Consider the following 21,621-nt stretch of genomic DNA (forward strand, 5'->3'; position numbering starts at 1 on the left):
AGACAACGACTTAAGAAAGGGTGGCTTGCCACCCTTTTGCCGTTGATATTATCTGGAGAAAGGAATGGCTGTTGCAGCAAATAAACGCTCAGTAATGACGTTGTATTCAGGAAAGGATGACTTAAAGAGTCATCAGGTACGTCTGGTGTTAGCTGAGAAAGGTGTTGGTGTCGAAATTACCTATGTGACCGACGAGAGTACGCCGGAGGATTTGTTACAGCTTAATCCGTACCCAGAGGCTAAACCCACTCTGGTTGACCGTGAGCTTGTGCTCTATAACGCTCAAATTATTATGGAATATCTGGATGAGCGTTTCCCGCATCCTCCGTTAATGCCTGTTTACCCGGTTGCCCGTGGTACCAGTCGTTTAATGATGTACCGAATTGAACGCGATTGGTACAGCCTGGCTGAGAAAATTCAAAAAGGCGACACTCAGGCAAGACAGGAACTGAAAGAGGGTATTCTTTCTCTGGCTCCTATTTTTGCTGATACACCGTATTTTATGAGTGAAGAGTTCAGTCTGGTTGACTGTTATCTGGCTCCTTTGCTTTGGCGTCTGCCTGCCTACGGCATTAATTTAGAAGGTCAGGGCGCGAAAGAAATAAAGCAATATATGGTACGTTTGTTTGAACGCAAAACGTTCCAGGACTCTTTAACAGAAGAAGAGAAAGAACTCGCGCGTAATTAATTTCATCGACGTCGAGGAGTTTTACTATGACGCCGAAAAGACCTTATCTGCTGCGTGCACTATACGAGTGGATAGTTGATAACGACCTGACACCGCACTTAGTGGTTGATGCTACTATTGTTGGCACTGTTGTGCCTCAGAACTTTGTTAGTGAAGGGCAAATTGTACTAAACATTTCGCCAACAGCGGTTCAGGGCTTGCAGCTGGCTGACCATGAAGTACGCTTTAACGCGCGTTTTGGTGGGCAACCAATGCAAGTCGTCGTGCCTATGACGGCGGCTTTAGCAATTTATGCCCGTGAAAACGGTGCCGGAGCAATGTTCGAGGCGGAGCCCGAGCTTGAGGACGAAGAGCCGGTCAGCGATGAAGCTGAACATAAACCAGCTAAGAAAAAGCCTAACCTGAAAGTTGTTAAGTAAAAATCAAAAGCACTAACGCTTAATGGTTAGTGCTTTAATTACTCGCTCAACGCCATCTACATTTCGTGCTACCTCTACTGCAGCATCTGCCTCAGCCTGGCTTACATGGCCCAGCAAAAAAACCTCAGCATTTTCCGTCACTACTTTGATATTAGTCGCATCTATAGACTTATTGTTAGCAAACTTAAGCTTAACTTTGCTGGTTATCCAGCTATCCCCGGCGCGCACAGCAGCGGATGCTTTAGAGCCAATACGCAACTGGTTAAAAATTTTATTGATGCCGTTAGTGTCTTTGATAACGTCTTCAGCTCTTCTTTTCAGAGCCTCGCTAGGAACCTGGCCAACTAAAAGAACATTGGTATCGTAGCTGACGGCAACGACTCGAGAGTCATCAAGTTGTTCATCATTTCCCAGCTTAGCGTTGGCTTTCAGTTCGATAGTTTGATCATCTACTTGTGTTCCAATGGTACGAGGGTCGGTGGCTGAAGATATACCCACGGCTGCTGCTCCTACGGCAACTGCAGCGCAGCCCTGTAAACTTAATAAACTGATAAAAACGATGGGTAAAGCGGTTTTAGATAACGTCATATGCTTCAGTGCTCCTGCGGAAAGATCGTGTTTTCAATTTGTTCACATAAGCCATGGACAATAAATAGCTGAGTTTCTAGTATACGAGCTGGATTTAAACTGGGGGCTCTTAATTCGATATCGTTAGCGCCCAACAGCCCCGAAACAGAGTCGTTACCCTCTCCGGTTAAAGCAATAATAAGCATATCCCGGCTAATAGCGGTTTCCATAACGGACGGCAGCTCCTCATTTCCCTGGTTATCCGCTATGACCAGTAAAATATCACCTGCCTGCCCTAGGGCTGCAAGCTGTTTCTGCTTGCCAAGAGTCAATGCCAGTACCGGAAAAGGAGGACGTTCTAATTTCATACCTTCGGTCATGAGGTTAGCAAAGTGTTCTGCAACGATGCTCGTCGTGCGGTCGCCACAGCAGAAGACACGTTGGCCATTCAACAGGTTAGCCACTAACAGTTCAACTGTTGTGGCCATTTCGTCGGTAAGACTCTCTACCGCTGAAATTTGTGTCTGTATGCTTTCTGTAAAAAGCGCCTTAATTAACTCGTCATTCATAGTCAGAATGCGTCCTTAAACCATTCAATTTTTGTTGGCTGACCCACTATTGCAATTACGTCGAAACGTATAGCTGCAGTATGTTCATCGATATTATTACTGAGTAAATAGTGACGAGCCGTGTGTCTAACCCGGCGGCATTGCTGCGGCTGAACCTGCTCTATAACCGATGCAAAGCTTTCATCGTCGCGGAATTTCACCTCGCAAAATACCCAGTAATGCCTATCCCGGGCAATGATATCAATTTCACCGCCGTCAATACGGTAATTTTTGCAAATAATTGTAAGGTTATTTTTCTTCAGAAACTCGGCTGAGAGTAATTCAGCGCGCTTACCGGTAACGACTTCCTGCATTGTCTGCTTCCTTAGCTAAGGTGATTTCTCCTTTACTAAAGGTAGCCCAAATAAGCTTCCGCTGAACAACTGAGTTATCAATATGGAGTTCGCCACTTAGGCCGGACCAGACCAACCCTGGCATGCGATTCATCATTTGCAGTCGTTGAATCAAGGATACGCTGTCGTAACCCATAGCAGTTAAGCGTGCCAGCGACAGCCCCCAACCATTTCGCAACTCAAGCCACTGACTTAAAAGTATATTTTTACCCGAATTCTCAATTAACCAGGGAATATCTGAAAAAACGATACCGTTAAGATCGGAGTCGCCTAAACGATTTCTGAGTTCATGGGTAGCAGAGCTGGCGTAGACCTGAATAGGTTCTGCAAACGGGGAAACGCTGACATCAATAAAAGGTTTTAACAGACGTGTCTGTTGTAGATTACCCGGCAGATAAATAGCACTAATGTCTCGTCGGCTGCGTTCCTGCTCATCGACAATAATTTTCCCTGCTGCAATTTTAACTGCGCGGATACGTTGCTGACTGTCAGTTAAACCCAGTGAACGCTCCACTGTCGCTTTCATATCTTCGCGTTCAGAGAAGTAAGAAACCCTGGGTTCTCCAGCTTCGTTATTGTTCCAGCTCGACTTAAAGGCATCAACCATTCTGCGCCCACTGGAGCCATCCGCGGTAATGACCAGTGCACTCTTCGAGCCGGAAAATTGCGTGTTAATTTGCTGCGCGGCTTGCTGCGCTTCGCTGTCGGGGCTTAATGCGAAAAACACATTGGTCAATGAGTTTGGGGCTAATTTCTCATCGTCTATCTGATTAAGGTAAACCTGAGGAATCCCGGCAAGAGGTTGCTCCGCCCAGGCCGCTACTTTGTCCTTTAACAGTGGGCCAATAATTCCAACCGGGCTTAGCTCCTGTATTTGTTTTTGTTGAGACTCAATATCGCCCGTTTCGCTGTCGATGAAAACAACTCTTAAATTTTTTATTTCACCGGTGCGGGCGATAACTCCGTCACGCACTGCCTGGCCTTGTTGCTTGTAGCGGCCGGATAATGGTAATAACACCGCGAGGGTCGGTTCCGGAGATGCCTGCCCGGTTTCCGGTGCATCTTCTGACGGCTTTAATGATGGTTCAAGCCAGATGTCGACCAGTGCCGCAGCATCGTGGTCTGGAAAGCTTTGCTGCCATTGATTTAAGTAAGATTCCAGGCTATCCGGTGAGGTCATTGCCTGATGATGATAATCCACCAGTCGCCACCAACCTGCGAGGGCTAAGTCGTTAGGGCGCTGTTGCGGAAGCTCTTCTCGTTTAATCCGACGGGCTATAGACCAGACTGTATCTGTATTGGGTTGTTCTGCAAAGCGCTGAGCATCAACCTGCCACACCAGCGACTGCCAGTAGTCGTGTTGCTGATAAGCCGCCTGAGAAAGTAGTTGCAGACTAAGAGCGCGAAATTCTCTTTGATTAAACTGAGTGGCGACATCTTCCAGTTCTTCTATCACCTTTGACCAAATTTGCTGCTCTGCGGCCCAACGTGCTTTTGCAAGGCGGTAATATTTTTGACTGTGACGAGTAATTTTTTGAGCACTTAACTGCGAAAGAATAGCGGCCGCTTGTTGCCATTGTTGCTCACTTTGAAAAGCATTAGCGGCTCGTATTAAAGCGGAGTGTTGCTCAACTTCATTTTTTGCAGCAGCGGCTTCCTGTAACCAGTCCCGGGCTGATTTTTCTTCTTTTAAGCTTAATTCCTGGTCAGCAACATCGACCGTCTTTGCCGGTTTATCTGCTGATCGGTCAGGTGCCGAGGTACACTGGGTTAATACCAGTAATGCCATTAGAGCTAAAAGTACAAATGAATGAGTTCTAAACACTGTAAGGTTCCGCTTTGGTGCCTGTTCGGTGATACTATAAACGGCATTGACGTTGGAAACAAACAGAGACTGATTATGGCAGAGCAGGGCATTCTTTATATTGTGCCGACACCTATCGGCAATTTAGGCGATATAACGGAAAGAGCAGTTAAGACATTGGCGGAAGTTGCAGCCATTGCTGCGGAAGATACAAGACACACGCGCAAACTCATGCAGCATTATGGCATACAGAATGACGTATTCGCCCTGCACGAACATAATGAGACACAGCGTGTGGACGCGGTTATCGAGCGTTTGCTGCAAGGTGAGTCGCTGGCGTTAGTCAGTGATGCAGGTACGCCACTCATCAATGATCCTGGTTATGTTTTGGTGCATCGTTGCAGGGAACGCGGGCTGAAGGTTATTGCGTTACCCGGTGCCTGCGCTGTTACGGTTGCTCTGTCTGCAGCCGGGTTACCAACAGACCGGTTTGCTTTTGAAGGCTTTTTGCCATCAAAGCCCCAGCAACGTCGTGCAAAGCTGGAGGCTCTGAAGACCGAAACCCGGACTGTTGTTGTGTATGAAAGCCCTCACCGAATTTTACATACGCTGACTGATATGAACGTGGTTTTAGGCAGTGGCCGGCAGATAGTGCTTGCGCGCGAGTTGACTAAGCAGTTTGAGACATACTTAAATGGCACTGCGGCTGAATTGTTGCAGGCTTTAACCGACGATACAAACCAACAGCGCGGTGAAATGGTTTTGCTAATAGCACCTGCACAGACGGAAACGGATGTTCGTGACGGTCCGGGAGAAGCGGCTAAGCGCACGTTACTGCTGCTACTAGAAGAGTTGCCGTTAAAAAAGGCGGCAGCTATGACCGCAAAAATTCACGATGAACGGAAAAATGAACTCTACCAGTGGGCGCTTGAGAATAAAAATAATGAGTGAAACAAAGATTGAGTTAATGCCTGCTGCAGCGTAGAATCCCCCGCGGAGAGCTGGCCAGACAATCGCCGCCTGTTTACAGGGGGAGGAAAGTCCGGGCTCCATAGGGCAGGGTGCCAGGTAACGCCTGGGCGGTGTAAGCCGACGACTAGTGCAGCAGAGAGTAAACCGCCGATGGCTGCTTGCAGCACAGGTAAGGGTGAAAGGGTGCGGTAAGAGCGCACCGCGCAGCTGGTAACAGTTTGTGGCACGGTAAACTCCACCCGGAGCAAGGTCAAATAGGGGTTCTTTGGCGCGGCCCGCGTTGAACCCGGGTAGACTGCTTGAGGGTCAGGGCAACCTGATCACTAGATGAATGATTGTCCACGACAGAACCCGGCTTATCGGCCGGCTCTCCACCTTTTTAAGCTTTTAAAACTGCCAGTCCTTTAGAAATTTCAATAATTCATTAAGCGGTAACGGCTCACTAATAAAATAGCCTTGTGCAAAATCGCATCGTTGTTGCTGCAGTAATTCCCATTGTTGGCGGGTTTCGACACCTTCGGCAATAACGTTAATATCCAAAGCCCTGGCTACCTGCAACAACGCATCCAGCAGAGCTCCCTGCACTTTGTTCTGAGGTGCCTGACTTAGAAAGCTACGGTCTATTTTTATATAGTCTACAGGATACCGCTGCAAGTAATTGATACTGGAATAACCGGTACCAAAATCGTCGATTGCCAACTGCACTCCCTGAGACCGCAAATAATGTAAAATTTGCAGTTGCCTCTGCTTGTTACTCATTAACAGCGATTCGGTAATTTCAAAGGTTATGCTGGTATTAGGTATTCCATGCTGACTGATGCAGGACAGCCATCGTTTGGCTGACTCCATATCGTTAAGTTCACGTTCGGAGCGGTTGATTGAGACTTCAATGGGGTAACCAGACTTGTGTACAACAGCCCAGTCAACGCAAGCTTGCTCCAGAACAAATTGCCCTAATTCATGAATAAGCCCGGTACGTTCAGCAACCGGAATGAATTCAGCTGGCGAAATCATGTTTCCATCTTCATCCTGCCAGCGCAAAAGCGCTTCGCATTTACTAATTTTACCTGTGCTGAAATCAATGATGGGTTGATAAACCAAAGAAAACTCATGCCGCTTCAGGCCTTCACGCATGCGTCTATGAATGGCATTCTGGCGCTCAGTTTGTTCTCTTAATTCGTCGTTAAAAAAGTAATGAGTGCGTCGCCCAGCCGTTTTTGCTGCGTACATGGCAAGATCGGCATTTTTTAATAGTTCAGAGGCTTTGATGCCGTCGTCAGGGTAAAGCGCAATACCGATACTGCAGGTGGTTTGAACTTGGTTTTGGCGTAAGTTAAAAGGTTCACTCAACTGTCGGTTAATTTGGCTGGCAAGGTCATTAATGATTTGATGCGACGTAAAACGATTAATAACCACAACAAATTCATCACCACCAATACGGGCAATAAAATCTGACCCCCGCAGTTGGTTTCGTAACCGATCAGAAACCGAGACTAAAAGCTCGTCACCGGCATCATGGCCGAGGTTATCGTTAACCTCTTTAAAGTGATCAAGATCGATGAACAGAATGGCAAAGTGTTGTTCCCGGCCTTTCTGGGTAAGTTGGTCAAGGTAGTCGACAAAAGCGCGGCGATTCGGCAAATCTGTAATGGAATCAAAATGTGCCTGATGGTCAATGGTAACAAGCGCCGAGCGTAGCCGGCTTTGCGTTGTCACCAAATTGCACATAAAGGCGGTCATTAAAAAGGACAACAGCAGTCCGGCGACAATGATGATCCAATAAATACTGTCGCGATTGGCCCAAACCGTATTTTTCGGAGCCAGCGCCAATATCCACTTGCCGGTTGAAACTGCGACGTCAATAGCGACGTAGTCCTCCTTCCAGAGCGACTCATCGCCAGAGTCAAAAAGCTTGTCACCGTTACTGTTTTCTTTTTTTAACGCAAAAAGATAATCGTCTACCGAGTTCAGGCCGCTGCTGGCAATTAAGTCTCCTATATCAATGACCACGGCAATCACGCCCCACAGTTGACCGTCATTGATAAAAACAGGTGCTCTGGCAATTAACGCCCAGCCTCCTTGTATTAAGTTAACCGGACCATCAATAACCACTCGTTTTTTCTGGATAGCTTCCTGAACGCTTTCGAATTGCTGCGGAGAAGTGCGATAGTCAAAACCCAGAGCTGCTTTATTTGGAGCCAGAGGGTAAACAAACTCAATGATCAAATTAGGTGCTAACGCTACGTGCCGTACCGGAACATCGCTATCAATAAGCTCCTGCATTAACAGCCGGTAACGTTCAGGAGAAATGTCTGGTGAGAGCTTAATTTCGGCCTGTAGTGCACGAGCCGTAACTAACGACGAATTGATCTGACCTTCCAGCGCGGCGCGAAGTTTACCTAAGCGCTCGGTAGCTACCCGCTTGCGTGACTCTACTACCTGTGAATGCTGGTTTTCAGCAAACCAGATAACGCCCGTTACCAGAATGCAGAAGCTGATGAAAATAACGAATAAGTAGCGTTTCATTAAATACCGTTGCCCACCAAAACTGAAATGAGTATCGCACAAAAATTATACGAGCTCTAACGGAAAAATAATTTTACGCGTTGCATCAACCGCTTAATGTAAATTTACCGTCAAGGCCTGACAAATAGAGAGGTTTTTTCTTGACAGTGGGAAAGAGAGACACCTAGACTGTAACATTGTGGGGATTTGTGGATAATAGTGGATCGCAATGATCAGGTGGGATCATGTTCCGAGGTGCAACAACATTAAGTCTGGATAGCAAAGGACGGTTAGCCATACCGGCTAAATACCGTCATGCGTTGTCATTAGACTGTGAAGGCAAAATGGTCTGCACGATTGATATTAAGCAACCGTGCCTGTTGCTGTACCCGCTTCCCGAGTGGCAAATCATCGAACAAAAGCTTACTCGATTATCCAGTATGAACCCTGCAGAACGTCGCTTACAGCGACTTCTTTTAGGCCACGCCGACGACTGTGAAATGGATAAAAATGGTCGTTTGCTCCTGTCAGCTCCGTTGAGACAACACGCCGGTTTAGAGAAAAAACTGATGCTTGTCGGGCAGCTGAATAAATTTGAAGTTTGGAATGAAGACGCCTGGCACGAACAAGTGGCGCAGGACATGGATGTTGAACGCGAAGGTGACTTTACTCTCAACGAACGACTAGAAGACTTTTCATTATAATGATTACAACGTCACCGCAACACGTTTCGGTGCTACTGGAAGAGTCGATAGAAGCATTAGCGACTGATCCGCAAGGCACATACATCGACGCCACATTTGGTCGCGGCGGACACACGCGTGAGCTGCTTAACAAGTTAGGTGACGATGCCCGCGTTATTGCACTGGATCAGGACCCCGAAGCTATTGCTGCGGCTGCAGCGTTTGCAGATGACCCTCGTTTTCAAATTATCCACACCCCTTTCTCAAACCTGCAACAGGTACTTGATGACTTGCAGTTGAACCAGCAAGTGACCGGAATTCTATTTGACCTTGGCGTATCTTCCCCACAATTAGATGACGCCGAGCGCGGCTTTAGCTTTATGCGGGACGGCCCTTTAGATATGCGGATGAACACCACCAGTGGCGAAACCGCCGCCGAATGGCTTAATCGTGCAGAAAAAGATGACATCAGCTGGGTTCTTAAAGAGTATGGCGAGGAACGCTTTGCTCGACGTATCGCCAGCGCCATAGTCATGGATCGCGAGAAAAAGCCGTTTACCCGCACTAAAGAACTGGCTGAAATGATTGCCCGCGTGAGTCCGGTAAAAGAAAAGCATAAACACCCGGCAACACGAACCTTTCAGGCCATCCGCATTCACATTAACCGGGAACTGGAACAAATTGAACAGGCGCTGGACGCTTCTCTCTCTGGCCTGAAAGAAGATGGGCGACTGGTGGTTATTAGTTTCCACAGTCTGGAAGACCGTTTAGTAAAACGTTTTATTCGCAAACATAGCGAAGGAAAGCAATTACCTCCTGGCTTGCCGGTAACTGAAGCCGAGCGCAATAAAGATAAAGCGCTGGAGAAAGTTGGTAAAGCGATTAAGCCGAGTAAAGCGGAAGTGCAGGTTAATCCTCGTTCGCGCAGCTCTGTGTTGCGTATAGCAAGGAGGGTTCGCAATGACTAAGCGACGCTACCCCAGTCTCATGAAAATGTTGCTGCAGGATTTGTTGCAGCATAAGTGGGTTTTGCTCTTGAGTGTGGTGGTTATCGGCAACGCGTTAAGCATTGTCTACACCGCCCATCTGAACCGTCAGTTAACCGGTGAACGTGATGACTTATTATCGCACCGGGATACTCTGGACAGAGAATGGCGGCACCTTGTGGTTGAGCAAAACGCACTGACTGAACACAGCCGGGTTGAACGTATTGCGCAGGAACAACTGGGCATGCGGGACGTTGAGCCAGAACAGGAGGTGTTGGTTTCATGGCAGTGAATCGTCGCAATAAACGCACAGAGCCAGCCGGTACGCGTTGGCGCTTTTACACCGCAGTATTCTTACTGTTCGGTGTATTTTCTGTGTTAATTGCACGCGCAGCCTATATCCAGGTCATAAGCCCCGATGCTTTTTCGCTGCAAGGCGATATGCGCAGTTTAAGGGCATCCAGCGTCGCGGTTCAGCGAGGCACTATTGTTGATCGTAACGGAAGAGAACTTGCGGTTAGCGTCCCGGTAGAAACCGTATGGGCCGATCCCAAACGTATCGCCGAGCGCGAGGCTTTAGCTGACGAACGTCGCTGGCAGGCCCTGGCTGAAACTTTTCGCATGAACCGTAACGAGCTGGTCAGTAAAGTGGACGACCCGTCAAAACGTTTCGTTTATCTGCAACGCAAAGTGACGCCATCAGAAGCCGACTATGTGAAGCAGTTGAAAATTCCCGGTGTGTATTTAAAAACAGAGTCACGCCGTTATTATCCTACCGGTGAGATCAGTTCTCACCTAATAGGTTTAACCGACATTGACGGCGCCGGGCAGGAAGGCCTGGAGCTTCTGTACGACGAGCATTTAACCGGTACGCCGGGTAAACGAGTTTATCGCAAGGACGCAGAAGGACGGGTTGTTGAAGAAATCAGCCAGACAGATGCACAACAACCAAAACAGCTGACACTGAGTATCGACCAACGTGTTCAGGCAACCGCTTATACCGAATTGAAAAAAGCCGTGCGCTACAATCAGGCAACTTCGGGTTCGGCGGTAGTGCTGAATGTCGAAACCGGTGAAGTGCTGGCTATGGTCAATAGCCCGTCTTTCAACCCTAACAACCGTTCCGAGCTGCAGTCTTTCCGCATGCGTAACCGGGCGGTAACCGACAGCTATGAACCTGGCTCTACAATGAAGCCGCTGGTCGTGCTGAGTGCGCTTGAGAACGGACGGCATAAAGCCGGCGATACCATTGATACCAGTCCGGGCTGGCTCAGAATTGGTGGACGCCGGGTGAGTGACCCTCGGAACTATGGCGAACTGTCACTGGCTGAGGTGCTGGAACATTCTTCGAACGTGGGCGTCACAAAAATCGCACTGGATTTAGGCATTGACCCTTTATTGCAAACCTATGCCGACGCTGGCTTTGGAAACGACACGGGCATTGCCTTGTTAGGTGAGAGCATTGGCATACTGGGTGACAGAAGACGCTGGTCAGACTTTGAAACAGCAACTCTCGCTTATGGCTATGGTTTGTCGGCAACAACGCTGCAACTGGCTAATGCTTACAGCATTATCGCTAATGGTGGGAAAAAACGACCGCTGACGATTTTCCGACAGGAATCACCGTTACCGGCAGAGCAAGTGTTTAATCCGGACAATACCCGGGCGGTTATGCATATGATGGAAACGGTGGTGCGTGATGGTACTGCTAAAGCGGCGCAGGTTCCGGGCTACCGTATTGCAGGTAAAACGGGGACAACCCGAAAAACCAAAGCAACAGGCGGTTACGGTGACGAATACGTAGCACTCTTTGCCGGAATAGCTCCGGTTAGTGACCCCAAAGTGGTTGTGGTTGTAACCATAAACGAACCGGGTACCGACGACTATTATGGCGGCACGGCCGCAGCTCCAGTGTTCTCAAAAATTGTATCGCAAACCATGCGCTTACTGAATATACCGCCAGATAACGTAGATGACACTCAGGTGCACGCTGCGGGCTTTGGGGGTGATAAATGATGAAGCTTACCGAGTTGCTGACAATGCTGCCAGCATCGTTCTCCATTCCGGATGTTATCGTTAGCGGTATAAAGCTCGATAGTCGGCAAGTTGCTAATGGCGATGTTTTTGTCGCTATTCCGGGCTACGAGACTGACGGTCGGGCTTATATTGATGCGGCTATTGATGCCGGTGCTGCAGCCATTATTGCTGAAGCCCCGGGAATGGCGGTTGAACACCGCCGGGGCGTAGTCGTTATCGGTTTTAGTGGCGTTCGTGAGCATCTCTCCCGCATCGCCGGTAATTTTTTCGGCCATCCATCAGAGAAAATGAACCTGGTTGGTGTGACCGGAACCAATGGTAAAACGTCGGTTACTCACATTATGGCGCAGTTGGCAAAAGCTCTGGGTATGGAAGCGGCTGTTATTGGTACAACCGGAAGTGGACTTATTGGTCGCTTATTACCTGAGCGTCATACCACACCAGATGCCGTTACCGTCCAACAACGTCTGGCTACGCTATTAGCTGAAGGCGCAGAACTGGTTGCTATGGAGGTGTCTTCACACGCACTGATACAGCGCCGTGTCGAGGCTTTACACTATGCGGCGGCCGCCATAACCAATATTAGTCGGGATCATCTCGACTATCACGGCACCATGGAAAATTACGTGGCCGCAAAACAACGTTTATTTGCTGACTTTGGCGTGCAAAACCGAGTGGTTAACGCCGACGACGACACGTTAAGCCAGTGGCAGCAGGATGATTTAGCCGATTTATGGGTAAGTCTTAATGCCAGCCCCAACGAACCATGCCTGCAGGCGACTGGTGTTCAGTTCCATGAGCAGGGCTCGGTGTTCAGTTTAAACTGGCAGGGTGAATCCTGCGTCGTTGAAACTCCATTGTTGGGCCGTTTCAACGTTTATAACTTACTCTGCGCGGTTGCTGTATTGCTGAAACTGAATAAGCCTCTTGCGGATATCGGCAAAGCCTGTGGCAGTTTGCAGCCCGTTCCCGGACGGATGGAAGCCTTTCATAATAATCAGTCGCCGCTGGTGGTGGTTGACTACGCGCATACATCGGACGCTCTGCATCAGGTATTGAGTGCGCTGCGCCTGCATTGCAAGGGTCGTTTGTGGTGTGTGTTTGGCTGCGGCGGTGACCGTGACCGTGGCAAGCGTCCGCAAATGGGTAAAGTCGCGGCAGATTACGCTGATGTTGTTGTGGTTACCGATGACAACCCGCGGACAGAACCCGCGGAACAAATTATTGAAGATATTTTGACCGGCATTGCGGATAAAACTCAGGTTAAGGTTTGGCCGGGTCGCCGCGAGGCGGTGATACGTGCAATGCAGGAAGCCGGAAAAGATGACGTTGTATTACTCGCCGGTAAAGGACACGAAGACTATCAGGTTATTGGTACTCAACGCATTGACTATAACGAACGAGCGGTAGTCAGTGAATGGCTGCAAGGAGACTGCGCATGATCTCAGTATCACTGAAATGGATTGCGGAGCAGGTGGAAGGCCGCCTGATTGGCTCTGATTGTACAATTGATGCGGTGTCCACGGACACTAGAGCGGATTTAACCGACGCGTTATTTATAGCCTTAAAAGGCAAGAATTTTGATGCCCACGACTTTGTCGAACAGGCTATAGCTAAAGGCGCCGCGGCAATTATTTGCGAAAAGAAAGTGGATAGCGAGTGCCGCCAGATTATTGTCGAGAACAGCCGTCATGCGCTGGGGCGCTTAGGTGCGGCTATTAAGGCGAAGGTAGCGCCGAAAACCGTGGCTGTCACCGGCAGCAACGGTAAAACCACAGTAAAAGAAATGCTGGCGGCCATCTTATCTATTCGTCATCCGGTATTGGCCACACAGGGTAACTTTAATAACGATATAGGTGTTCCGCTGACCTTATTAAGGTTAGAGGAAAAGCATAAATACGCGGTAGTAGAGCTGGGTGCGAATCATCCGGGCGAAATTGCTTATACCACAGACTTAGTAAGACCCGATGTTGCCATATTGAATAACGTGAGTGCAGCGCATGTTGAAGGTTTCGGAAGCTTACACGGGGTTGCCCGTGCTAAAACTGAAATATTCCGTGGAGTGAGTAGCCAGGGAACGGCCATTACCCCGCGCGATTCTGAGTTTTATCCTTGCTGGGAACGCGCCTGTGCTGACATGAAATGGAAGAGCTTTGGTTTAACCGACTCCGCCGATGTTTATGCAAGTGACGTGGTATTGAACAGTGACGGACACCCTGCGTTTACTCTGCATTTGGGCGGTGAAACGAAGCGTATTGAACTGAAGTTAAGCGGTCGTCACAACGTGCTTAATGCGCTTTCAGCCGCTGCTGCGGCAAGTGAGCTGGGTATATCGCTGGATGACATTGTTACTGGGCTGCAAAGGGTCGAGCCGGCTCAGGGACGTTTGACAACGATAAAAGTGAGTGACCACTTACGTATTATTGATGACACCTATAACGCCAGCGTTGCCTCAACTAAAGCTGCCCTGGATTTGCTGGGAAGTTATCAGGGGTATCGCATTTTTGTATTGGGCGATATGGGTGAGTTAGGTGCCGATGCGCGCGCTTATCACGAAGATATTGGTGAACATGCTATCGGCACTGGCATTGATAACTTATACAGTCTGGGCGTACTCAGTCAAAGTGCCAGCGAGGTCTTTAACGGCCACGGAGGTAAGCACTTCGGTAGCTTACAGTCGCTGGTTGAATCTGTTTTACAAAGACTTACAGAACAGACAGGTAAGCAACCTGTCACAGTGCTGGTTAAAGGCTCACGCTCCGCACATATGGAGCGCGTTGTTGCAGCAATACAGCAGGCTGTCGCGGTCAGTGGCAGCGTAGAGGATAAGCACGCATGTTAGTTTGGTTGGCGGAGTACCTAACCCAGTTTGAAAGCGCGTTTAACGTGTTTTCCTACTTAACCTTGCGGGCAATACTCAGTGTTTTGACCGCACTGGTTTTGTCGTTGTGGTTAGGACCAACATTAATTCGTCGTTTGCAGCGTTTGCAAATAGGGCAAACGGTACGGGACGACGGTCCGGAAAGTCATTTAGTAAAAAGTGGTACGCCGACTATGGGCGGCGTATTGATACTGGCAGCGGTTCTGGGTTCCTCACTACTCTGGGCTGACTTAGATAACCGTTATGTCTGGGTCGTTCTAATGGTTATTACCGGCTTTGGTATTGTCGGCTTTGTCGATGATTATCGCAAAGTTGTACGCAAAGACCCGAAAGGGTTAATTGCTAAGTGGAAGTATTTCTGGCAGTCGGTTATTGCCAGTGTGGCTGCCGTTTACCTTTACTGGAGCAGTACTCAGAGCGCTGAAACTGCTCTTCTTGTTCCATTCTTTAAAGACGTTATGCCGCAGTTGGGTATGCTTTATATGCTCATGGCCTATTTTGTCATTGTCGGTACCAGTAATGCCGTCAATTTAACCGATGGTCTGGACGGCCTGGCCATTATGCCAACCATTATGGTGGCTGCTGCACTGGGTATTTTCGCCTACGTGTCCGGCAATGTGAACTTTGCTGAATATCTGCAAATTCCTTATTTGCCGCTGACCGCTGAATTGTTGGTCGTGTGCACCGCTATTGTCGGAGCGGGTCTCGGATTTCTCTGGTTCAATACTTATCCTGCGCTTGTATTTATGGGCGACGTGGGTTCTCTGGCCTTAGGTGCTGCACTTGGCATTATCGCGATATTGGTTCGGCAGGAGCTGGTGCTGTTCATTATGGGTGGTGTGTTTGTTATGGAAACCTTATCGGTGATGCTGCAGGTGGGTTCCTACAAATTGAGAGGCAAACGAGTTTTTCGAATGGCTCCAATTCATCACCATTACGAATTAAAAGGATGGCCAGAACCGCGGGTAATCGTGCGTTTCTGGATATTGTCACTCATTTTTGTGCTGATAGGACTCGCAACCTTGAAGTTGCGTTAAAAAATAATGACTAAAATAGCCTGGCAGAATACAAAACACATTGTTGTCCTTGGTCTTGGAAAGACCGGGGTGTCTGTGCTGCGCTATTTACAACATAAACGGCAGCAGGATCAGAAGCTTGCCGAGATCAAAATTCAGGTTTTTGATTCGCGTGAAAACCCTCCTGGCCTGGAAGAAGCAAAACAAATACTGGGAGATGCTGAACTGCTTAACCGGCATTGGGAATTAGAAGACACGCTGGCGGCCGACTTAATTATTGCCAGTCCGGGTATCGATTTACGTGAAGACCCAATCGTTTTGGCGCGTGATGCAGATATTCCGATTGTTGGTGATGTTGAGCTGTTTGCGCAAGAATCAAAATTGCCGATAGTAGCGGTAACTGGCTCTAATGGAAAATCCACAGTAACTCGCATGGTCGAGTTTGTTGCTAAGCAATGCGGCAAAAATGTGGCTGCAGCCGGCAATATAGGCGTACCAGTACTCGACTTGCTGCTGCAGGAGCAGCACCCCGATGCTGTAATACTGGAGCTTTCCAGTTTTCAGTTGGAATCAGTTTCCAGCTTGAAACTTAAAGCGGCGGCACTTATGAATATTAGTGCCGATCATATGGATCGTTACTGCACTCTGGATGAATATGTAAAAGCTAAGCAACGCATTTTCACTCATGCAAAAACCTGGATACTGAACCGTCAGCAGCAGGATACCTGGCCACACCCGGTTACGGGAAAATTAATGACCTTCGGTAATGACTCGCATCCCAAACACTTTGGTTTGCTGTCTGGAAATATCGACCGTGTCAGTGGGCCGGTTGCCGTGACTTTCGATGGCAGTGTTGTACTGCGGGCAGATCAATTGCAACTCCAGGGCATTCATAACCTGGTGAATGTGCAGGCAGCTCTGGCTTTGTGTCAGGCAATAGATATTGATATTGAAGCTGCGGTTCGTGCGGTAAAAGAGTTTAAAGGTCTGCCGCACCGCTGTGAATTAGTCAGTGACAATGAGGGCGTGCTCTGGGTTAACGATTCAAAAGCCACAAATATCGGTGCTACTGCTGCCGCGGTTGAGGGGCTGAGACCAATGATAAACGGGCGTTTACTGCTAATAGCGGGTGGGGTCGGCAAAGGAGCAGACTTCCGTGAGCTGCAGTCGACCCTGGAGCGGGTCGATATTCTCTTAACCATAGGTGAAGATGGTCCCCGCATTGGTCAGTTGTTTAACGGTTCACGGCAGGTAAAAAGTTTACAGCAGGCCGTGGAGCTAGCGGCATCTTTAGTGCAAACCGGCGACATGGTGCTGTTATCGCCTGCGTGTGCGAGCTTCGATCAGTTTCAGAACTTCGAGCATCGGGGCGACAGTTTCCGTCATGCAGTGGAGGCGCTTTATGTCAACAGTGCGTGAAGAACAGTTAAATCTTGAGATACCGGCTTCCGATGTCGGTAGTCGTTGGCAAAAGCTGATTAACTGGTTTCAACCAAAAGCCAGTCAGCCACTGTACGACCGTATGCTGTTTACCCTGGCAATGGCGTTGCTGGCTTTTGGCTTTGTTATGGTCACGTCTGCGTCTTTACCTACGGCAGACCGGTTAACGGGGAATCCGTTCCATTTTGCCATTCGTCACGGCATTTATATTCTGATTAGTTTAGCCGTTATGCTGGCGACTTTACGGGTACCGGCGAATAGCTGGAATCAACAGAGCGGTAAGTTGTTGTTGCTCGGCTTGATTATGCTGTTAATGGTTTTAGTTGTGGGATATGAAGTTAACGGTGCACAACGCTGGATAAAAGTCGGGCCAATTACTTTTCAGGCGGCAGAGGTCGCTAAACTTTTCTTCTGTATTTATATGGCCAGTTATTTGTCCCGCAGGGAAGACGAAGTCAGAGAAGCGACTAAAGGCTTTATAAAACCTCTGGCGCTGTTGTTTATTGCTGCAGTGCTTTTATTAATGCAGCCGGATTTCGGAACCGTGGTTGTCTTGTCGGCAACAACCGTCGCCATGCTGTTTTTAGCTGGCGCTAGATTGTGGCAGTTTTTTGCTGTGTTCATTACCTGCGTACTGGCATTAATTTTACTGATCATCGTTGAGCCTTACCGGATGCAGCGTCTGCTCACCTTCCTGGAACCGGAGAAGGACCCATTCGGTGCCGGATATCAGTTAATGCAGTCGCTTATTGCCTTTGGGCAAGGCCACTTTAGCGGCGCCGGTTTGGGTAATAGCATTCAAAAATTACAATACCTACCCGAAGCACATACTGACTTTATTATGGCTGTTGTTGCCGAGGAACTAGGTTTTCTTGGCGTGCTGGCGGTTATTGCAACCGTATTAATGTTGGTATGGCGAGCTTTAATTATTGGCCGTCGCTGCTTAATGCAGGAGCAACGTTACGGCGGTTATCTGGCTTATGGTATCGGTATTTGGTTTAGTATCCAGGCCTTTGTGAATATCGGTGTTGCGTCCGGTGCATTACCAACTAAGGGACTGACACTGCCTTTGGTGAGCTACGGTGGTAACAGCCTGATCATATCGGCTCTGGCCGTTGGGCTGTTGTTACGCATAGACCATGAACGTCGGATGCTGGGTCGCAAAGTGGCACCGCGCGGAGGTGCCGAATGAACAAAGTTTTGATAGCAGCAGCCGGCACCGGTGGTCATATTTTTCCGGCCTTAGCCGTAGCAGAACAAATGCGCGACAACGGCTGGCAAGTTGACTGGCTGGGTACGCAGGAAGGTCGTTTAGAAAGTCGGGTGATTCCGGCAGCTAACTTCCCTTTACACAGCATTAGCATGACTGGAGTTCGCGGTCATGGGCTGAAAAGAAAGCTGTTCATGCCATTCACTTTGGCGAAAGCCGTGCTGCAATGTCGACGCTTGCTGAAAACACTACAGCCACAGGTAGTGGCAACCTTTGGCGGCTATGTCTGCGCCCCAATGGGGTTAGCTGCGAAACTGCTGGGCATCCCCTTAGTGGTGCACGAACAAAATGCCATACCGGGCATGACCACCCGGTTGTTAGCCCCCAGAGCAAACAAAGTTATGTTGGGGCTACCGGTTGCTCTCCCGCAATGGCAACAGTACCCGGTTGTTGGTAACCCTCTGCGCAAGGGGTTATTGGCACAAGCGGCTGAACAGACAGAAAAATCAAGTACAGACGGAGCCTTGAATATATTGGTGGTTGGCGGAAGTTTAGGTGCGCAGGTATTGAACGAAGCCGTGCCGGAAGCCGTCAAAGCATTAGAAGGTGTTGAACTTAATGTCCTGCACCAATGTGGTGCTGAGCGTGAGGCAACAACTGAAAAGGCTTACTTAGGTGCATCAGTGCTTAAAACGCTGAAAGTCACCGAATTTATTGAAGATATGGGCGACGCTTTTAAAAATGCTGATTTGGTTATTTGTCGCGCTGGCGCATTAACCATATCTGAGTTGGCGGTAATGGGCGTAGCGTCCATTCTGGTGCCATTGCCACACGCTGTGGATGACCACCAAAGCGCCAATGCGAAAGTTTTAGAAAGCCGTGGTGCGGCAGTTTTATTGCCGCAAACTGAAGTAGTGGAAGGCGCATTGAAACAACAGTTAAAACGTTTATTGCATGACAGACAACAACTGTGGACAATGGCGCGTTTCGCTCGCCAGTGTGCGATGCCAGAGGCAACGCAACGACTGGTGAATGAATGTATGGAATATAGACAGAGCGATGACTAGCATGACCGCAACCAACGCACAGCCATTTACTATTGTGAACGTCCCGGAAATGCGCCGGGTACAGCGAATCCATTTCGTTGGTATCGGTGGTGCAGGCATGGCCGGTATTGCCGAGGTTCTGTTAAATCAGGGCTATCAGATTTCGGGTTCGGATATTGCCGAAAACGCCAATACTGATCGTTTACGTTGCCTTGGAGCGACGGTGATTCTGGGGCATATGGCCAACAATATCGAAGGCGCCAGTGTGGTTGTGGTATCCAGTGCAATAAAAGCGGATAACGCTGAGCTGGTAGCTGCACACCAGTTGCGGGTGCCGGTGGTACGTCGTGCAGAAATGCTGGCCGAGCTTATGCGTTTTCGCCATGGTATTGCGGTAGCCGGTACACACGGCAAAACAACGACCACGTCATTGGTTGCGAGTATTTTTGCCGAAGCCGATCGCGATCCCACTTTTGTTATTGGTGGTTTGCTCAATAGTGCCGGTTCGAATGCTCGTTTAGGTAACAGTAAGTACCTCATTGCAGAAGCCGATGAAAGCGATGCGTCGTTTCTGCATTTACAACCGATGGTTGCGATAGTGACGAATATCGAAGCAGACCATATGGACACCTACGAAGGTGATTTCAATAAGCTGCTGGACACCTATGTTGAATTTTTGCATAACCTGCCGTTTTACGGTTTAGCTGTTATGTGTGTCGATGACCCTGTCGTATCTGATCTAATACCACGACTCGGCCGTCAGACCATGACCTACGGCTTTAGCGAAGCCGCTGATGTACGAGCAATAGATTATAAACAAACCGCCAGTGAGAGCTGCTTTACTATTTTACGCAAAGGGCTGAAACCACTTGACGTGTGTCTTAATCTGCCGGGTAAGCACAATGTGTTGAATGCTCTGGCCGCAGTAGCTGTAGCAACAGATGAAGGAATTAACGACGAAGCCATTAAGTCAGCATTGAATAAATTTGAAGGTATTGGCCGTCGTTTTCAGCATTACGGTAACTTTGCCATCTCAGATAAAGAGTCGAATAAAGAGCCGGGTGAAGTGATGCTGGTTGATGATTATGGTCACCATCCTTCAGAAGTTGCTGCCACTATTCAGGCGGCGCGGGAAGGTTGGCCTGAGCGTCGTTTGGTAATGGCATTTCAACCGCACCGTTATTCGCGCACCCGGGATTTATACGAAGACTTCGTTAACGTGCTGTCGCAGGTTGACGTATTACTGATGCTGGAAGTTTACAGTGCCGGGGAAACGCCGGTAAGCGGTGCCGATAGTCGCTCATTATGTCGTTCCATTCGTCAGCGCGGGCAGATAGACCCGGTTTATGTGGCAACCGTGGATGATATGCCGGAAGTTCTTGAATCGGTGCTTGCTCCGGGAGACTTGCTGTTAACGCAGGGCGCTGGAAATATCGGCGCATTGGCCAAGCGAATTGCAACTGAGGTGTTGAGTCATGAAAGCTAATGCCTTTGGTAAAGTGGCCGTCATGCTGGGCGGTACGTCGGCTGAGCGCGATGTTTCGCTGAAATCCGGAATGGCGGTATTAAAAGGCCTGGTTGCGAAAGGCATCGATGCACACGCATTTGACCCGGCGGCGCATAGCTTGCAGGAGCTTGTGGAGCAAAAGTTTGATCGCGTATTTATCGCTTTGCATGGCCGCGGCGGTGAAGATGGCAGCATGCAGGGGGCATTGCAAATACTGGAAATGCCATACACCGGCAGTGATGTTCTGGGCTGTGCGCTGGGTATGGATAAAGTGCGTTGTAAACAAATTTGGCATTCACTGGGTCTGCCAACCGCCAATTGGCGGGTGGTAACGCAAGCTGAAATAGAGCAAGTGAACGTGGAAGCTATGTTGCAGGAGCTCGGTGGCCGGGTGATTGTAAAACCAGCACGTGAAGGCTCCTCTATAGGTATGAGCATTGCCGATAACGGGCGAAGCCTGGCTTTAGCCTTGCAGCATGCGGCACAGTTTGACGACGACCTTTTGGTCGAACAGTGGGTTGAAGGTGCGGAGTATACCATTGGCATACTGGAAGGTAAGGCATTACCGGTTATTCGACTGCAAACGCCACATGAGTTTTATGATTTTGAAGCCAAGTATCAGGCAAATGATACCCAGTATCACTGTCCTGCAGGGCTAAGTGAAGATGACGAAGCAAGTTTGCGAATGTTGGCTGAACGCGCTTTCGCGGCCATAGGAGGTAGTGGCTGGGGACGTATCGATGTGATGCGCAATAACGCGGGTGAGTGGTTTTTGTTAGAGGCAAATACGGTACCGGGAATGACAGAAAAAAGCCTGGTACCTATGGCGGCAAAAGTTGCTGGTTTACAGTTTAATGACTTAGTGGAGCGCATTTTAGCGCAAACGCTGGAGCGCTAAC

At 48.9% G+C, this 21,621-nt stretch carries 20 protein-coding genes and 1 other RNA gene; 16 read left to right on the plus strand and 5 right to left on the minus strand.

Annotated elements, in window-relative coordinates:
• Positions 1-64: 64 nt before the first annotated feature.
• Positions 65-688 carry a stringent starvation protein SspA gene (sspA, locus tag ACP7H9_RS09005; RefSeq protein WP_414018896.1) on the plus strand — a complete coding sequence of 208 codons (624 nt, stop codon included), beginning with the start codon at positions 65-67 and terminating at the stop codon, positions 686-688.
• Positions 689-714: 26 nt separating this feature from the next.
• On the plus strand, positions 715-1,107 hold the full coding sequence (locus ACP7H9_RS09010; protein WP_439222595.1) for a ClpXP protease specificity-enhancing factor: 393 nt from the start codon (positions 715-717) through the stop codon (positions 1,105-1,107).
• Positions 1,108-1,119: 12 nt separating this feature from the next.
• On the opposite strand, the gene dolP is transcribed toward ACP7H9_RS09010, so the two are convergent.
• From dolP to ACP7H9_RS09030, 4 genes are read right to left on the minus strand one after another with little or no spacing between them, the layout of a single operon-like run.
• Entirely contained in the window at positions 1,120-1,695 is a 576-nt protein-coding gene (dolP, locus tag ACP7H9_RS09015; RefSeq protein ID WP_439222596.1) for a division/outer membrane stress-associated lipid-binding lipoprotein, read from the minus strand.
• A gap of 5 nt (positions 1,696-1,700) precedes the next feature.
• Positions 1,701-2,243, minus strand: a complete 543-nt coding sequence (locus ACP7H9_RS09020) for an SIS domain-containing protein (protein ID WP_439222597.1) — start codon at positions 2,241-2,243, stop codon at positions 1,701-1,703.
• 2 nt (positions 2,244-2,245) lie between these two features.
• The gene (locus ACP7H9_RS09025) at positions 2,246-2,596 is read right to left on the minus strand and encodes a YraN family protein (protein WP_034818631.1); all 351 of its coding nucleotides are present in this window, start codon (positions 2,594-2,596) and stop codon (positions 2,246-2,248) included.
• A complete protein-coding gene (locus tag ACP7H9_RS09030) occupies positions 2,574-4,460 on the minus strand; it encodes a penicillin-binding protein activator (RefSeq protein WP_439222598.1) in 1,887 nt (628 codons plus the stop codon). Before ACP7H9_RS09030 ends, ACP7H9_RS09025 begins: the two co-directional genes overlap by 23 nt.
• Before the next feature lie 75 nt (positions 4,461-4,535).
• Between ACP7H9_RS09030 and rsmI the strand changes: the two genes are divergently transcribed.
• Both rsmI and rnpB read left to right on the plus strand, forming a co-directional pair.
• Complete coding sequence (gene rsmI, locus ACP7H9_RS09035) at positions 4,536-5,390, plus strand: 16S rRNA (cytidine(1402)-2'-O)-methyltransferase (RefSeq protein WP_034818626.1); 855 nt, start codon at positions 4,536-4,538, stop codon at positions 5,388-5,390.
• Positions 5,391-5,436: 46 nt separating this feature from the next.
• An RNA gene (gene rnpB, locus ACP7H9_RS09040) (RNase P RNA component class A) lies at positions 5,437-5,786 on the plus strand.
• Between the two features lie 12 nt (positions 5,787-5,798).
• Here the strand turns inward: rnpB and ACP7H9_RS09045 are convergent.
• A complete protein-coding gene (locus ACP7H9_RS09045; protein ID WP_439222599.1) occupies positions 5,799-7,937 on the minus strand; it encodes a putative bifunctional diguanylate cyclase/phosphodiesterase in 2,139 nt (712 codons plus the stop codon).
• Between the two features lie 224 nt (positions 7,938-8,161).
• Between ACP7H9_RS09045 and mraZ the strand changes: the two genes are divergently transcribed.
• From mraZ to ACP7H9_RS09105, 12 genes are read left to right on the plus strand one after another with little or no spacing between them, the layout of a single operon-like run.
• Complete coding sequence (gene mraZ, locus ACP7H9_RS09050; RefSeq protein ID WP_011233688.1) at positions 8,162-8,620, plus strand: division/cell wall cluster transcriptional repressor MraZ; 459 nt, start codon at positions 8,162-8,164, stop codon at positions 8,618-8,620.
• Positions 8,620-9,567, plus strand: a complete 948-nt coding sequence (rsmH, locus tag ACP7H9_RS09055) for a 16S rRNA (cytosine(1402)-N(4))-methyltransferase RsmH (protein WP_439222600.1) — start codon at positions 8,620-8,622, stop codon at positions 9,565-9,567. Before mraZ ends, rsmH begins: the two co-directional genes overlap by 1 nt.
• Positions 9,560-9,877 carry a cell division protein FtsL gene (gene ftsL, locus ACP7H9_RS09060; protein WP_034818618.1) on the plus strand — a complete coding sequence of 106 codons (318 nt, stop codon included), beginning with the start codon at positions 9,560-9,562 and terminating at the stop codon, positions 9,875-9,877. Before rsmH ends, ftsL begins: the two co-directional genes overlap by 8 nt.
• Positions 9,868-11,601, plus strand: coding sequence for a peptidoglycan D,D-transpeptidase FtsI family protein (locus ACP7H9_RS09065; protein WP_417439113.1), 1,734 nt, complete (start codon positions 9,868-9,870; stop codon positions 11,599-11,601). The genes ftsL and ACP7H9_RS09065 overlap by 10 nt, the downstream gene beginning before the upstream one ends.
• Positions 11,598-13,064, plus strand: coding sequence for a UDP-N-acetylmuramoyl-L-alanyl-D-glutamate--2,6-diaminopimelate ligase (murE, locus tag ACP7H9_RS09070; RefSeq protein ID WP_439222601.1), 1,467 nt, complete (start codon positions 11,598-11,600; stop codon positions 13,062-13,064). Before ACP7H9_RS09065 ends, murE begins: the two co-directional genes overlap by 4 nt.
• Positions 13,061-14,464, plus strand: a complete 1,404-nt coding sequence (locus ACP7H9_RS09075) for a UDP-N-acetylmuramoyl-tripeptide--D-alanyl-D-alanine ligase (RefSeq protein WP_034818614.1) — start codon at positions 13,061-13,063, stop codon at positions 14,462-14,464. The genes murE and ACP7H9_RS09075 overlap by 4 nt, the downstream gene beginning before the upstream one ends.
• On the plus strand, positions 14,458-15,540 hold the full coding sequence (gene mraY / locus ACP7H9_RS09080; protein ID WP_114982068.1) for a phospho-N-acetylmuramoyl-pentapeptide-transferase: 1,083 nt from the start codon (positions 14,458-14,460) through the stop codon (positions 15,538-15,540). The genes ACP7H9_RS09075 and mraY overlap by 7 nt, the downstream gene beginning before the upstream one ends.
• A 6-nt stretch (positions 15,541-15,546) precedes the next feature.
• Positions 15,547-16,938 (plus strand): UDP-N-acetylmuramoyl-L-alanine--D-glutamate ligase, encoded by a 1,392-nt coding sequence (gene murD / locus ACP7H9_RS09085; protein WP_034818610.1) that lies wholly within the window; start codon positions 15,547-15,549, stop codon positions 16,936-16,938.
• Positions 16,922-18,151 carry a putative lipid II flippase FtsW gene (gene ftsW / locus ACP7H9_RS09090; RefSeq protein WP_011233696.1) on the plus strand — a complete coding sequence of 410 codons (1,230 nt, stop codon included), beginning with the start codon at positions 16,922-16,924 and terminating at the stop codon, positions 18,149-18,151. The genes murD and ftsW overlap by 17 nt, the downstream gene beginning before the upstream one ends.
• A complete protein-coding gene (gene murG / locus ACP7H9_RS09095; protein WP_034818606.1) occupies positions 18,148-19,236 on the plus strand; it encodes an undecaprenyldiphospho-muramoylpentapeptide beta-N-acetylglucosaminyltransferase in 1,089 nt (362 codons plus the stop codon). Before ftsW ends, murG begins: the two co-directional genes overlap by 4 nt.
• Positions 19,229-20,701, plus strand: coding sequence for a UDP-N-acetylmuramate--L-alanine ligase (gene murC / locus ACP7H9_RS09100; RefSeq protein WP_034818604.1), 1,473 nt, complete (start codon positions 19,229-19,231; stop codon positions 20,699-20,701). The genes murG and murC overlap by 8 nt, the downstream gene beginning before the upstream one ends.
• Positions 20,691-21,620, plus strand: a complete 930-nt coding sequence (locus ACP7H9_RS09105) for a D-alanine--D-alanine ligase (protein WP_034818602.1) — start codon at positions 20,691-20,693, stop codon at positions 21,618-21,620. Before murC ends, ACP7H9_RS09105 begins: the two co-directional genes overlap by 11 nt.
• The last annotated feature ends 1 nt before the right edge of the window (position 21,621 follow it).

It is taken from the genome of Idiomarina sp. ST20R2A10 (assembly GCF_051842345.1).
Lineage (GTDB): Bacteria > Pseudomonadota > Gammaproteobacteria > Enterobacterales > Alteromonadaceae > Idiomarina > Idiomarina loihiensis.